This is a genomic window from Pseudomonas rosaeacicularis (assembly GCF_057128745.1).
Map to the genome: position 1 here is coordinate 94,221 of NZ_JBSKHT010000023.1, position 14,949 is coordinate 109,169.

Below are 14,949 nucleotides of genomic sequence, written 5' to 3' on the forward strand. Positions count from 1 at the left end.
GTTATCTCCTCAGGCCTTGCTGACGCTTTTGATGGCGGCACGAATGCGCGTGTAGGTCGCGCAGCGGCAGAGATTCCCCGCCATGGCGGTGGTGATCTGCTCATCATTGGCGTCAGGGTAAGCCTGCAACAGCGCGACGGCGGACATGATCTGGCCTGGCTGGCAGTAACCGCATTGCACGACTTCGTGTTCGAGCCACGCTTTTTGTACTTCCTGGCCGACCGGCAGTTGAGCGACGGCTTCAATGGTGGTGACTTTGCGCCCCGCCACCGCGCTCACTGGCAGCACGCAAGAGCGCACCGCCTGGCCGTCCAGGTGGACTGTGCAAACGCCGCACTGGGCGATGCCGCAGCCATATTTGGTGCCGGTCATGCCCAGCACATCGCGCAGGACCCATAACAGCGGCATGTCATCGGCGACATCCACGTCATGGTCCTGACCATTGATCAGTAATTTTTGCATCGCAAAGCCTCTGGCATTCATCACGGTTGCCGCTGATTCATCGCCTTGGCGATGCTGGTCCACAGCGGTGTCGGTTCTGTTCGATTTGCTTGCCCAGCGGGACATTGCCGCAGAGCTTATAAAAGCGAGGCAGTCCCCTGCACACTCGCCTGACCGCTCTAAAACGCGGGGCGGGGTCGATCTTTTGGAGATCGTCGTCAGTCGCTGCAAAAAAAGATAGTACCTGCGTGCTCCTACCCGGTAGAGAACTTTATGAAACATTTTTTTATAGTTTAGAAATCTCTGAACTATGCATTTGAGGATTCCTATTCTTCCAGCTCCTCGCACGCCCCTAAGATCGGCTCCAATAAAGGAGCCCGTCCACAGAGACACGGCCCGAAGTTTGCCTTTTCAGATTGTCACTGCCGTTTGTTACCCGTTTCGGTTTGCGCCGTGGCGGAGCCGTGTCAGCTGTCCACAGCAATCTTTGGGGTCGTTCGATGAAACTGGAAATTTTCCGCACGCTGTGGGGCTATACCGCGAGCAAGGCTTGCGCACTCGATGAGATGCTCGAAGCCGGGTTCGACGGCATGGAAGCCCGCCTGCCCATGGCCGCCAGCGAGCGCGCTGAATTTGCTGCGTTCCTGCGTGCCAATGACGTCGGCTACATCAGTACCGTCTTCACGGCCTACGATGTGTTGCCCGAGCAATCGGCGACGGTCGACGAGCACCTGATCGATCTCGATAAAAAGCTCGGTTGGGCGGCAGAAATGTCTCCGCGCTTCGTCAATTTGCTGGCCGGCAACGACCGTTGGCAACTGGCGCAGCAAGTGGACTTCTTCGGTCGCGCCATGGACGTCGCTCGCAAGCATGGGCAAATGGTCACTTTCGAATCCCACCGCGCCCGTTCGCTGTTCAATCCCTGGGTGACGCTGGAGTTGATTCGCCAACTCCCAGAGCTGCGTTTCACCAGCGACATCAGCCACTGGATCGTGACATGCGAGCGCTTGCTCAATGACCCCGAAGACGACCTCAGCGCCTTCGTCGAACGCGTGCATCACATTCAGGCCCGCGTCGGTTACGACCAGGGCCCGCAAGTCCCACACCCCGCCGCCCCCGAGTACGCCAAAGAGTTGGACTTCCATCAGCAGCACTGGGAAGCGATCTGGCGCTCGCAAGCAGCTCGCGGTTATCAGGTCAGCACCTTGACCCCTGAATTCGGCGCCGATGGCTATCTACATCACCTGCCTTTCACCAATGTTCCGGTGGCCGATCTGTGGTCGCTGAACGTGTGGATGGCCAAAGCCCAACGCGAACATTTTCAGCGCTTCACCCATACAACAAGCCGATAAGGAGCGTTTCGCCATGCCTGATCAAATCCAAGCCAAACCCGCTGGGGTCGCCAACTTCAACAGCATTCCGGTGGTGGACATCGCTGGCCTGTTCAGCGCTGACATCGACCAGCGTCAAGCGGTCGCTGACGAACTGGGCAAGGCCGCCCGTGAAGTCGGCTTTCTGTATGTGAAGAATCACGGCATCGACCCTGCGTTGATCGATGGCCTGCGTCAGGCCGCCAAGGACCTGTTCGCGCAATCGCTTGACTACAAGATGCAGCATTACATCGGCACCTCGCGCAGCCATAAAGGTTTTGTGCCAGAGGGCGAAGAGGTCTACGCCAAGGGCAAACCAGATCACAAAGAAGCCTTCGATATTGGCTTTGAAGTGGGTGACGAAGACCCGCTGGTGATTGCCAAAACCCCGCTGATTGGCGCCAACGAGTGGCCTGATCTGCCGGGGTTTCGCCCCGCCGTCGAGGCTTACTACGCAGCCGTATTTGCGTTGGGCCGCAGGCTGTTCGATGGCTTCGCACTGGCATTGGGCCTGAAAGAGGGCTATTTCGAGGCACTGGTAACGCGCCCGCCCTCTAAACTGCGGCTGATTCATTACCCCTTCGACGGCGCTGCGCAGGATGCGCCCGGTATTGGTGCGCACACCGACTACGAGTACTTCACAATGTTGCTTGCCGACAAGCCCGGCCTTGAAGTGATGAACGATCAGGGTCAGTGGATCGACGCGCCCCCCGTGGAAGGCGCATTTGTTGTGAATATCGGCGACATGCTGGAGGTGATGACCGCTGGTACGTTCGTTGCTACGGCTCATCGGGTGCGCACGGTCAGCGAGGAGCGTTATTCCTTTCCGCTGTTTTACGCCTGCGATTTCCACACCCAGATCAAGCCGCTGCCGCAGTTTGCGCAAGCGGGCAAAGATTACGAAGAGATCACCATTGGCGAACATATGTTCGGCCAGGCGTTGCAGACCTACCAGTATCTGCGCCGCAAAGTGGAAGCTGGAGAAATCAAGTTGTACGAAAAGGCGCGCAAGCCTTCGAGCTTCGGCCACCTGAAAAACCAGACGCAGGAAGCGTCTTGATGCCGTTCAACGACAACGCCCTATCACCAGCCGTGCCTTTCCTTCCTGACGTGGAGTCATCGACGATGCGCAACAAAATGAACTCAGTTGTCCGCTTGACCGTGCTTGCCGCTGCCGTCCTCGGCGCCACCATGGCCCACGCCGCTTCGACTGTGACCCCTGGCCAGTTCAAAGTCGGCATGGAAATCACCTATCCGCCGTTCGAATCCTACGACGAGAAGAAAAACGTGGTGGGTTCCGACCCGGACCTGTCGCGCATGCTGGCCAAGCACATGGACCTCAAAGCCGAGTTCGTCGATACCAAGTTTTCCAGCCTGATCCTCAGCCTCAACGCTGGGCACTACGACGCAATCATCTCAGGCATGTACATCACCCCTGAGCGCCAGACCCAGGCGCAGACCATCGCGTACGCCAAGACCGGCGCGGCGATCATGGTGCTCAAGGACAGCACGATCAAACCCAAGGTGCCGGAAGACTTGTGCGGCCTGAAAGTCGGCCTGGAAAAGGGCACGACCTGGGTGGCGCAGTTCAACAAGCTGTCGACCGACTACTGCATCCCGAACAACAAGGGTGCGATCTCAGTCAGCGAATTCCCGTCCGCGCCTGAAGTGACTCAGGCGCTGCTGTCGGGCAACGTTCAGGCTCAGGTGGAAATCGACGGCGCTGCCGGCATGATCGCTGAGCGCACCAAAGGCCGCGTGGTGGTCAGCACCGAGCATTCGATCTATCAACAGACGCTGGGCATCTACGTGAAGAAAGGCAACGACGAGCTGTATCAAGCGCTGCTCAAGGCCTTCGACGAGACCAAGAAGTCCGGTGAGTACGCGGCGCTGCTGAAGAAATACAACCTGGAAGAACCGGCTAACTAACGGCCGAAAGCTTCCCCCCTGTAGGAGCCAACTTGTTGGCTAGACATCGGTGTGTCAGGCCGATCTCTCGCGAACAAGTTCGCTCCTACAGGGATCTGCCGCGCTGAGGTGTACATGCAATTCGAATGGTCTTACTTTTTTTCTCTGTTTTCGGTCTCGGACTTCTGGGAGTCGTGCATCACGGTGATTGAGCTCAGCGGGCTCGCCTGGTTCATCGGCATGCTGCTGGGTTTCCTGCTGGCTTCGGCCAAGCTCTCGACCACGCGCTGGATTCGTGTACCGGCGTCGATTTATATCTGGTTCTTCCGTAGCGTCCCGCTGTTGGTTTTGGTGGTGTTCGTTTACAACCTGCCGCAGATGTTTCCGTTCACCCGAGAAGTACTGTCCAACCCCTTCTACTCCGGGCTGTTGGCGCTGGTTGTCACCGAAGCGGCATACATGGCAGAGATTCACCGGGGCGGCTTGATTTCCGTCGCCAAAGGGCAGAAGGAAGCCGGGCGCGCGCTGGGTGTTGGTCTGATCGGATTGCAGCGCTTGATCGTCATCCCCCAAGCGTTTCGGATTTCTCTGCCAACGCTGATCAACGAATACATCACGGTGGTGAAACTCACCTCGCTGATATCAGTGATTTCGCTGACCGAACTGCTGACTGTGGGCCAGCGGCTGTACGCGCAAAACTTCCTGGTGATGGAAACGCTGTCGGCGGTGGCGGTGTATTACGTGCTGATCGTGACGGTGTTCGGCTGGCTGTTTCATTGGCTCGAACAGCATCTGGAGTTGAACAATCGCAAGCCACAGACGCTGGACGATGTGAGCCTGCAGCGCCTTCGCTCTTCTCTGGTGGCACAGGCTTCGGCGGGTAATCGCGCGGAGTCCGGACCTGGCTCTGCACCGGCGTTGCAACTGGTGAACATCCACAAGAGCTACGGCCAACATGAAGTGCTCAAGGGCATCAATCTGGACGTGAACGTCGGTCAGGTGATTTCCATCATCGGGCCGTCGGGCTCGGGCAAGACCTCGTTGATCCGTACCGTGAACAGCCTGGAAACCATCGATAAGGGCGAGATCATTCTGTTCGGCGAAGGCTTCATTCACGCCGGCGACAGCCCCAACGCGCCGCAAATCCGCAAGGGCGTGCAGCGCATCGGCATGGTGTTCCAGAACTTCAACCTGTTCCCGCACCGCACCATTCTAGACAACGTCACCCTTGCGCCGCGCTACCACGGCCGCGACAAAGCCATCAGTGAGCAACGTGCCTACGCCTTGCTGGACAAGGTTGGCTTGCTGGCTCATGCGCTGAAATATCCGCATCAATTGTCAGGAGGTCAGCAGCAGCGTGTCGCCATCGCCCGGGCGTTGGCGATGGACCCGCAGATCATGTTGTTCGACGAGCCGACGTCAGCGCTCGACCCTGAGCTGGTGGGCGATGTGCTCAAGGTGATTGGCGACCTGGCCAAAGAAGGCATGACCATGTTGATCGTTACTCACGAGATGGATTTTGCGATGTCGATCTCGGACCGAGTGATCTTTATGGAGAATGGCGTTGTGCAGCTAGATGCCTCGCCGGAAGTGATTCGCGCGGCGCAGAGTGGCGAGCGGATCAAGAAGTTTATGGGGATGTGATTTCCCTTTGTTGGAGCAAGGCTCTTTGTAGGAGCTGCCGAAGGCTGCGATGCGATCTACCTGACACACCGCATTCTCAGCTTCGCGGGCAAGCCTCGCTCCAACAGAACGGCGTAGCCTCGCTCCAACGGGGTTGCGGATATCACAACTCCAGCATCAACCCGCTCAGCCGCTTCACTTTACGCCGCAGCGCTTCTTCAAAAACTCCCTGTCTGGGCTCGATCAGGCTGAACCAGTTTTTCGCGCGGGTGATGCCGGTGTAGATCAGCTCTTTGGTCAACACCGGGTTCAGCGCTTCGGGGAGGATCAGCGCGGTGTGCGCGAATTCCGAGCCTTGGGACTTGTGGACGGTCATCGCATACACGGTTTCCACATCGTTCAGCCGGCTTGGCAGAACAAAGCGCACGCCACCACTGCCATCGTTACGAGGGAACGCCACGCAAAGCGCTCGGCGCTGTTCTTGCGGCGCACCTTCGGGCAAACGCAGGGCAATGCCGATGTCGCCGTTCATCAAGCCCAGCCCGTAGTCGTTGCGGGTCATCAGCACCGGGCGGCCTTCGTACCATTGCTGATCGCTCTCGATCATCTGCGCGTCGAACAACGTCCGAGTGATGCGCTGGTTCAAGCCTTCAACGCCCCACGGCCCTTTGCGCACGGCGCACAACAATTGGAATTCATCGAACGCGCCAAGCACCGCCCGCGCCCATTGTGTCCAGCTCGGGTCTTCAATCGGCGCTAGCGCCTCAGGACGCAGCGCCGCGAGCACGCCCAGATAATGCCGATAGCCCTGGGGACCGTCGCCGTGCCCATCGAGCAACAACCTGGTGAGCGCCCGATCCTGCTCGCCTTTGAGCGCGAGGGAAAACAGATCCTTGTAAGTGCCGCCAGCCAACAGCGCGCGGGCCTGCTGGTCCTGCTGCTGATTGACCAGCTTGGCCAGTTGCCCAATGCCGCTGCCCTGCACAAAGCGTCGAGAGTGACGCAGCATCACCACTTGCTGCGCCAATGGGTATTGCGCATCGCTGCCTTGAGTCAGGCCGCTGTGGCTCAAATCTTCACCGCTGATCGACTCCAGCCACGCTTGAGTCTGTGGGCTGTACCTACCCGCCTCGGCATCACGACACAAATCTCCAAGCACGGCGCCCGCTTCCACCGAGGCCAATTGATCCTTGTCACCCAGCAAAACCATACGCGCGTGCGATGGCAGCGCATCCAGCAGATTGGCCATCATTTCCAGGTCGATCATCGAGGCTTCGTCGACCACCAACACGTCCAGCGGCAACGGATTGCCCGCGTGATGACGGAAGTGACGCGTACCCGGACGACTTCCCAGTAATCGATGCACTGTGGTGACGTCGCTCGGGATTTTTTGCCGCACCGCCTCGGGCACTTCCAGCGATTGCACTTGATGGCTAATGGATTCGGTCAGGCGCGCGGCGGCTTTACCCGTGGGGGCCGCCAAACGGATTCGCAGCGGCTTGCCTTGCTCAACAGCGGGTGATTGCAACAAAGCCAGCAGGCGCACCACAGTGGTAGTTTTGCCGGTACCGGGCCCGCCGGTGATGATGCTGAAGGCGCCGCGTGTCGCGATGGCGCAGGCCAGTTTTTGCCAGTCGATCAGCGCGTCAGGCGCAGCATTTGCCGGGCCGAACAGCGCATCAAGACGCTGAGCCAGATCAGCCGGCGCCGCCTCAACCTGATTCAAACGCATGTTCAGTGCGGCATCAATGCGCCGCTCGTAAGTCCAGTAACGGCGCAAATACAAACGCCGATCAGACAACACCAATGGCTTACGGGACGCGGCCTCACTCAAATCCCCGGCCTGAGCCACCAACGGACTGCTCGCCAGTGCCTGACACCACGCGGCGCCGTCGAGTGCGACGAGCAGTTGGGACGGCAGCAACATCGGCCCGCTTTGCACGTCCCCTTCGGGGGGTAGCGACAAAGCGAAATCAGGCTCTTTCAGGGTTTCATACAGATCAAGACAAACATGACCATGGCCCAACTGGTGGCTGGTCAACGCCGCCGCCAGCAGCACCAAAGAGTCCGCCGTAGGGTCCAGTTCGCTGAGAAACGCCACGAACGCTTTATCCAGCGCGCGCAACCAGCCACGTTCAACCCATCGCGCAAGCAACAACAGCAAATCATCGACATCGGCCAGGGGTTTAAGATCGATCAGGCTTTGCGCGTCCAGCGCCGTGGGCAGCAATTGCTCGAAGGTACGGCTCATGCAAACTCTCCTGACAACACGTCTTCCTGGATCAACGGCCGGCCTTGAAACAGCAAGTCGAGGTTTTCGATCAGCGCTCGGGGCGGCCGGGTAAACCAGGCGCCTTGACTGGCCGAACGGCTGCCACGCACGAACAAATACAGCGCGCCGCCCATGTGCTGGTCGTAGTCATAATCGGCCAGACGCGCCTTTAGCTGACGATGCAGCGCGAGCAGGTACAGCACGTATTGCAGGTCGTAGCGGTTGTCGAGGATCGCAGTTTCCATGGCGTGCTCGGTGTAAGCGTCGTCATCCAGACCCAGCCAGTTAGATTTGTAATCGGCCACGTAATACCGGCCTTGATGCTCGAACGTCAGGTCGATGAAGCCCTTGAACATGCCATTGAGCGAGTAGGTTTCTGCTGCTGCGCGAGGCGCGCCGTTGTGGGTGTAGCGGCGTACCAGCGCGTCCATTTGCGCAACGTCGACTTTGTGGCTGGCAAACCAGAATTCCATCTCGACACGGTACTGATTGGGCTGATCGAGATCGCACAACGCCACCGGCTGATCATCCTCGGCAAGGCGCAACGGCAAGGTCAGCAGGTGCTGCAGCCAGTCGCTCAATGTGACAATCCAGCCTTCCCAACCGCGTCGATTGCAGCGTCTGGCGACCGCGCTTTCCAGCGCCTTCGGATCATTAGCGGCGACGGAAAAGCTCTCGCCGCCAGCCCATTCCAGCAAGCCATGCAAAAAGGTGCCTGGGTTTGGGCCGCGTGGAAATCTGTGGATATCGCCACCGCTGACCAGCACCTCGCGCGGTGCATCCGGGTCCAGACGCTCGTCGTCGAACAGCTTCTGCGCCTGAGGGCTGTCAGGAGACTGATCGCCGCTGTCGGTGATGATGTCGCCGATGCGCAACGCGCTATAGGACGCAATCCACCAGTTCTCTTTGGCGCTGCGCCGGGGCTCGCGCAGCTTGACCAGCGCGGCTTCATTCTGCGGCGGGACAAACATTTCTTTGGTCAGCTCCGGCACCCGCTCTACGCTGAGTGAGGGCGCGCCTTCGATCAGTGCTTGCAGCCAGATCTTCAGCGCCGTGGATTCGGTCAGCATAGCCCCGCCGCCGAGCAGATACCCCACGGCCGAGCGGTGCAGAATCGAACTGCTGCTATTACCGCGTTTGAGGTCGGCGACACCCAGCCAGCACGCGTGCCGGGCCCGGGTCAACGCCACGTACAGAAGGCGCAGATCCTCGGCGAGACGCTCGTCGTCCGCCTGTTCAATCAGCGCAGCCGTGGGTTTCAAACTGATCTGCGCACGGCCCTGCTCGTCGTGAAAGTGCAGCGGCAAACGACTGCCATCTACCGGTTTGGATGAGCAAATGAACGGCAGGAAAACCAGTGGATATTCCAGGCCCTTGGACTTGTGGATGGTCACGACTTTGACCAATTGCTCATCGCTTTCCAGACGCAGAATCTGCTCTTCGCCTGCTTGGCCCGACAACGCAAGGTGCTCGCTCAGATGACGAATCAGCGCCTGCTCACCATCGAGTTCGGCGGCGGCTTGCTGCAACAATTCGGACAGGTGCAGAAGGTTGGTCAGCACGCGCTCGCCGTCGCTGCGCAGGATAAGTGCTTGCGGCAATTTGAAATCGTGCAGCAAGCGCCGCAGCATCGGCAACACGCCCTGGCTGCGCCAGATCGCGCGATAGCCACGGAACTGCATGACCCGGGTTTCCCACGCCAATTCGTCCTCATTGAGCAGTTCAAGCTCCGCCAAGGGCAAATCAAGCGTGATGCTGGCCAAAGCGGCGCGTAGCGTGCGCTCGGCGTCGGGTTCGGCGCAGGCTTTGAGCCAGGCCAAAAGGTCATGGGCCTCTTGGGCAGCGAACACTGAATCCTTGTCCGACAAATAAACGCTACGTATCCCACGCGCTGACATTTCAGCGCGAACGGCCTGGGCCTCCTTGCCATCGCGCACCAGAATCGCGATGTCGGCTGGCACCAGGCCTTGCAGCGTTTCGCCTGTCTTGGCGAATCCTGCGTGGCCCTGCTGGCCGGCGTTCAACAGCCGCGAAATCTCACTCGCACAACTGGCCGCCAGTTGCTGGCGGTAAACGGTGCCAGACACTGGCTGATCCGTTTCCAGCTGCCAGACAGTCAGTGCGGGCGCAACAGTGCCGTCGATCTGGAAGTGCTCTTTTCGTCCCTGCGCCGCCACCGAGACAAAGGGCACGGGGTTGCTTTCAGCGTTACGAAAAAGAAACGCACCACGCCCTGTCGCGCTGGTTTCGGCACGGGCGAATACATGGTTCACGGCTTCGACCATGGCGTGACTTGAGCGAAAGTTGGTGTCCAGTGTGTGCCAGCGCCCTTGAGTGGCTGTGCGGGCGCGCAAATAGGTGTAGATGTCGGCGCCGCGAAAGGCGTAGATCGCCTGCTTCGGGTCGCCGATCAGGAACAGCCCAGTCTCGTCGTTGCTGTGTTCGAGCTGATAAATGCTGTCGAATATCCGATATTGCACAGGGTCCGTGTCTTGAAATTCATCGATCAGCGCGACCGGGAATTGCTCCCGAATCAGCGTCGCCAAACGCTCGCCGCCGCTGCCCCGAAGGGCTGCATCCAGACGCATCAGCATGTCATCGAAGCCCATTTCCGCGCGGCGGCGTTTCTCTTCTTCAAAACGCGCACCGACCCATTGAGCCGCGTGCTCCAGGACTGCAGCGTCTGGCGTGGGCAGCGTGTCCAGCGCAACTTTCAGCTCAACCATCGCCTCGAACGCCGGGTGCGAAGGCGGATTGCTTTTCCACGCTTCGGCGATGCCGTCGGGGGTCAGGCGCGTGAAGCCGGTGCCAAGGTCGAGTTGCTCCTGAGCTTCATCGTTGGCCCAGGCAATGAGCTTGTCGAACCACGGCCTGAAATAGCGCTCCTGCATCTTGCGGCCATCGACGATCTTGCATTGCACGCCGTCGATGCAGATCGCATGCAGCTCGGCGGCCCAATTGGCCCAAGGCGATTTCAGGACTCTCAGCGCTTCGCGACGCTCGTGAATCGACTGTTCAATCACCTGAGTCGGGCTCTGGGTGACGACAGGTCTGTCGCTGCCAAACAACGCTCGTACGCGCGGCAATAGCGCCGCTGGCCCGCTCCAGTTGGCTCGCACCCAGTCCAACGCGTCGCCGGTCATGGGGTAGCAGAACTTGCGCCAGTAATCGCGCAGCACTTCGCTGAGCAAATCGCTATGGTCGGTTTCCAACGTCTGGGTGAACAGGCTGCCGCTGTCGAAGGCGTGTTCGCGCAGCATGCGCTGACACCAGCTATGAATGGTCGAAACCGCCGCCTCGTCCATCCACTGCGCGGCAATGTCCAGACGGCTAGCACACGCAGCCCACTGCTCGGGTTCAAACTCGTTTCGCAAATCAGCGATGAGCGCGTCCGGCGCTTCAATTTCTGCGCGAAAGAATCGCGCGGCTTCGGCCAGACGCGTGCGGATGCGATCGCGCAGCTCCTTGGTCGCGGCGTCGGTGAAAGTTACCACCAGAATTTGCGGTGGCAGCAGTTCGCGGCCGAATCCCGACAGCTCACCACCGTGGCCCAGCACAAGTCGCAAGTACAACGCAGAGATGGTGAAGGTTTTGCCCGTGCCGGCGCTGGCTTCGATCAGTTGGCTGCCCTTGAGTGGGAAGCTCAGGGCCAGTGGTTTGTTGGTCTGGATACTCATGCTCCCGCCTCTTCGCTGGACAGCGATTGCCAAGGCGCGTCGAAAATCGGTTTGTACAGCGCCTCACACCAGCCGACGAATTCTTCGCTATCGAGCAGTGCGTTGAAGTCCGGAAACTGCCGAGCCAGCGCGGTGCTCTCGCGTCGCTCGCCATCGGTGGTCTGGCCGTCCCCTTCGTACGCCTTGCGCGCAGAGGCCTCGGCTTTTGTTTCGTCGGTCTGGCCGAGCCAGGCAAACGCCGTCTTCACTGCAACGGGCAACGGGCGCTGCATGCCGAGCTGCCAGGCGAGCAGCAGGTCATTGAGCGTTTGCGCCGCTTGGTTTTTTTCCAAAGGTGCCAACAACAGCGTCTCGTCGCTCGCAACCAGCGCAGTCGTCAAGGGCAGATCACACGCGCACGCCACCAGATGATTGACCCAGGGGCGGGTCAGGCGATGCCATTTACGGGTTTTCTTGCCGCCGATGGCATTGGGGATGGCCGTAATTGACAGCAGTTCGTGGGAGGCGTTTTGATGCAAGCCATCCACCCAACCGTCGAACTCCACACCTTGGTGCTGATAAGTCACTGGCAGTGCGCTGTGCAGTCGCTCGGGCCATCGAATCAACAGCGAGTGATAGCGCTGAACCAGATCGGGCAATGGCTCGATGAGTTCTGCCTGAAGGCTGGTTCCAAACCCCGCCATTGGCAGCAGACCACTGTCTTGCAAACGATTGGCCTGGGCATGAAGCGCGGCCTCGATTTGATCGGGCTGGGCCAGCGCCGCTTGTAGCAGGCTGTCGCTCAGGCCGTAACGCTCAAGCGCATCCAGAACAAAGGGTTCTTCATCGGCGAGGGGCGCTTCAGCCATTTCGAAAAAGATTTTCAGGCGCTGACTGAAAAAATGTTTGACCGGATTGCGCAAGAAATCCTGCAACTGCATGAGGCTCAGCGGCTCTTCTTGCTGGTGCTTTGTTAGCTGCAATTGCTCCGGTTTTGCCGCAGCAGTCTCGTGCAACACCTGCCATTCGCGAGCGAAGCTGAAGTACTCAGGGCTCTCGTGAAAGTATTTGGCGCTAAAGGGCTGCAACGGGTGTTCTAGGGTCAACTTGTGCAACAACTGCTGACCCGGATCACGCTTTTTGTTGTCTTCGGGCTCGGCTGCGTTTGCCAGCCTCCAGCCGCTGGATAGGTGATCGCGCAGTTGACCGATAAGCACTGATGCCGGGCGTTCGGAGTTGTCGCGAATGCTGCGGCCCACCCAACTGATGTACAGCTGCTCGCGCGCGGAGAGCAACGCCTCAAGCAACAGATAGCGGTCATCCTCGCGGCGGGATCGGTCCCCGGGGCGATAGTCACTGCCCATGAGATCGAAATCCAGAGGCGGTTGAGCCCGGGGGTAATCGCCGTCGTTCATGCCCAGAAGGCAGACGACTTTGAACGGTATCGCGCGCATCGGCATCAGCGTGCAGAAGTTGACCGAACCCGCAAGGAAGCGCTGTGAGAGACGCCCTTGATCAAGTCCCGCAAGCCAGGCTTCACGGACCACGGTCAGGGGCAGCACTTCGTGCAGTCCGACGGACTCACAGGTTTCCAGCCACGTCTCGCGCAGGGTTTCCAGTTGGGCGAGCAAGTAATCGTCGTGCTCACTGTCGGCCGTAAAGAACAGCTGCATGATCGCTTGCAGCCGCTTGCCCCACACCTGTGGTTCGGCGGGCTGCGACAGTTCGTGGTGAGCTACTTGTAACGCGTCGATCAGCGACACCAAAGGTCCGATCAGCGCGGCATCCAGGCCACCGATTTCGTCATATGGCTCAATCCCTTCGTACGCCGCTCCTGCTCCGACGGCGTAACCCAGCAGCATACGTCGCAGCCCGAAGTGCCAGCTGTTCTGTTCGAGCAACTCTGGAAGCCCAAGCCCCGCGCGCTGTCGTGCATCGAGCCCCCAGCGCACACCCGCACCTTCGATCCAGCGGTGCAAGGTGGGCAAGTCCCGCTCGTTAATGCCAAAGCGGGCTCTGAGTGCGGGGACGTCCAACAGGTCAAGAATTTCACTGACGGGAAAGCGGCTGTCGGGAATCTTTAGCAGGTGCTCGACGGCGATCAGCAGCGGTTCACGGCCTCGCTGCCCCTGGTCCGCCAAGGTGAACGGAATGAAGCGTCGATCATCACGATCAAGCTGCCCAAACACGGCGCGAATGTGCGGGGCGTAGCTATCGATGTCGGGGACCATGACAATGATGTCGCGGGGGCGGAGATTGGGATCTTTGTGGAAGCGTACGAGCAACTGATCGTGCAGGACTTCGACTTCACGCTGGGCACTGTGAGCGACGTGAAACCGGATCGAGCGATCTTGTCCGGGGTTAACAGCAGGCCAACGCTCGCGAGTTTCACTGAGTGGGCGCAGCTCAAGAATGTCGTCTTGCAGTTGATTGAGGAGGGTTTGCGGATCGCTCTCGCTGAAGAGGTCGATCCGCCCATCTCTGAAAGCAGAGCGGTAGTTGTTGGGATCATCGTGACTGTCGAGCAGATTGATGTAGTCACGGCCCTGTTTTCCCCACGCAGCCAGCAAGGGATGGGCGTGCTGATGCAGGGCTTCAGGGTTTAGCACTACCGGCATGCCGGGTTTGCGTGATTGGCGTTTGTACTCATGCCGAAGCAGATCTTTGTCGGCGACGATGTCGGCCCAGTGGTGTCGGCATGGATTGTGAACGCACAACAGAACCTGACTGAACCTGGCGAGTCCGGCTAAAGCTTCTAGCGCTTGAGCGGGCAGTGATGAAATGCCAAAAACGATAACGCGTACGGGTAATCCTGAGGGCGCCTCGGTCGTCTTTTTGATGCGCTCCATGAAACGCTGATGCACGCCTGCGCGGCTCTGCGCCATGCCTTCTGCACCGACGTCCAGTAGCAATGCGCGCCATAGTTCGGCTTGCCAGCAATTTTCTGTTTTTAACGGTTTGGCTTCGCCACGGACGTTTTTCAACTGGTGACGGCCTGCGGCCCAGTCTTCCAGCCAGTCGGCGCGGTATACCTGATACTGGTCAAAGAGGTCGGCGAGACGTTCGGACAACTGATACCGCTTGCGCAGGTCAGTGTCCGCTGTCAGGAAGCGCTGCAGTGGTTCGAAATGAGGTTGATTGATTAGAGCAGGGAGCAGGCGCATCAGACGCCAAGTCAAGGGTGCCTTGTCGAGCAACGAGGTGAGGGGGATTTCTTCGCGGCCCAATACCAATCGGTAAAGCTGCCACATGAAACTGCCGGGAAGTTGCACATCGACGGCAGCGGCGATGCCACATCCCCCTTGGTCATCATCAACAGCATCTTCGGCCAAAGCCATTTTTAGCCATTGGGCAATCCCGTTGCTTTGCACCAAGGCGACTTCGTTCTCTAGTGGGGCCAGCGGGTAGCGCCGCATCCATGAGACTACCAAGCTGCGCAGTTCATCCAGCCGGTTGCCGTGTACCACCATGAAACCGGCGTTTAGATTGGATGTGACTGGCATGACAGCTCCTTCGCCAATGGATTTAGTGGGGCGAAGTGTAACCTTGAAGGTGGTTCCCGGGGTTGTGATTGATGGTGGCTTACGCAGATGAGGATTTTTCGGCCGCCCAAAACAAAACCCCTCACCGCGCAAGCGGTGAGGGGTTTCGGAATTTAATCTTGACGATGACCTACTCT

The 14,949-nt window shown here is 59.2% G+C and carries 8 protein-coding genes; 4 read left to right on the forward strand and 4 right to left on the reverse strand.

The features are described from left to right. Positions 1–9: 9 nt before the first annotated feature. On the reverse strand, positions 10–462 hold the full coding sequence (locus tag ACWKWM_RS25820) for a (2Fe-2S)-binding protein (protein ID WP_483848824.1): 453 nt from the start codon (positions 460–462) through the stop codon (positions 10–12). A gap of 479 nt (positions 463–941) precedes the next feature. Here ACWKWM_RS25820 and ACWKWM_RS25825 point away from each other — a divergent pair, with 479 nt between their 5' ends. The 4 genes from ACWKWM_RS25825 to ACWKWM_RS25840 all read left to right on the forward strand — a co-directional run bounded on the left by ACWKWM_RS25825 (position 942) and on the right by ACWKWM_RS25840 (position 5,363). After that, entirely contained in the window at positions 942–1,793 is an 852-nt protein-coding gene (locus ACWKWM_RS25825; protein ID WP_483848825.1) for a sugar phosphate isomerase/epimerase family protein, read from the forward strand. Between the two features lie 13 nt (positions 1,794–1,806). Beyond that, the gene (locus tag ACWKWM_RS25830) at positions 1,807–2,871 is read left to right on the forward strand and encodes an isopenicillin N synthase family dioxygenase (RefSeq protein ID WP_483848826.1); all 1,065 of its coding nucleotides are present in this window, start codon (positions 1,807–1,809) and stop codon (positions 2,869–2,871) included. Between the two features lie 65 nt (positions 2,872–2,936). Next, positions 2,937–3,740: an ABC transporter substrate-binding protein gene (locus ACWKWM_RS25835; RefSeq protein WP_483848827.1), complete on the forward strand. Its 804-nt coding sequence runs from the start codon at positions 2,937–2,939 to the stop codon at positions 3,738–3,740. Between the two features lie 114 nt (positions 3,741–3,854). After that, positions 3,855–5,363: an amino acid ABC transporter permease/ATP-binding protein gene (locus ACWKWM_RS25840; protein ID WP_483848828.1), complete on the forward strand. Its 1,509-nt coding sequence runs from the start codon at positions 3,855–3,857 to the stop codon at positions 5,361–5,363. Between the two features lie 142 nt (positions 5,364–5,505). Here ACWKWM_RS25840 and recD read toward each other — a convergent pair whose 3' ends face one another. The 3 genes from recD to recC are packed head-to-tail and all read right to left on the reverse strand — an operon-like array spanning position 5,506 to position 14,773. Then, positions 5,506–7,593, reverse strand: a complete 2,088-nt coding sequence (gene recD / locus ACWKWM_RS25845; RefSeq protein ID WP_483848829.1) for an exodeoxyribonuclease V subunit alpha — start codon at positions 7,591–7,593, stop codon at positions 5,506–5,508. Continuing rightward, positions 7,590–11,291, reverse strand: a complete 3,702-nt coding sequence (gene recB / locus ACWKWM_RS25850) for an exodeoxyribonuclease V subunit beta (protein ID WP_483848830.1) — start codon at positions 11,289–11,291, stop codon at positions 7,590–7,592. The genes recD and recB overlap by 4 nt, the downstream gene beginning before the upstream one ends. Further along, complete coding sequence (gene recC / locus ACWKWM_RS25855; RefSeq protein WP_483848831.1) at positions 11,288–14,773, reverse strand: exodeoxyribonuclease V subunit gamma; 3,486 nt, start codon at positions 14,771–14,773, stop codon at positions 11,288–11,290. The genes recB and recC overlap by 4 nt, the downstream gene beginning before the upstream one ends. Positions 14,774–14,949: the final 176 nt, after the last annotated feature.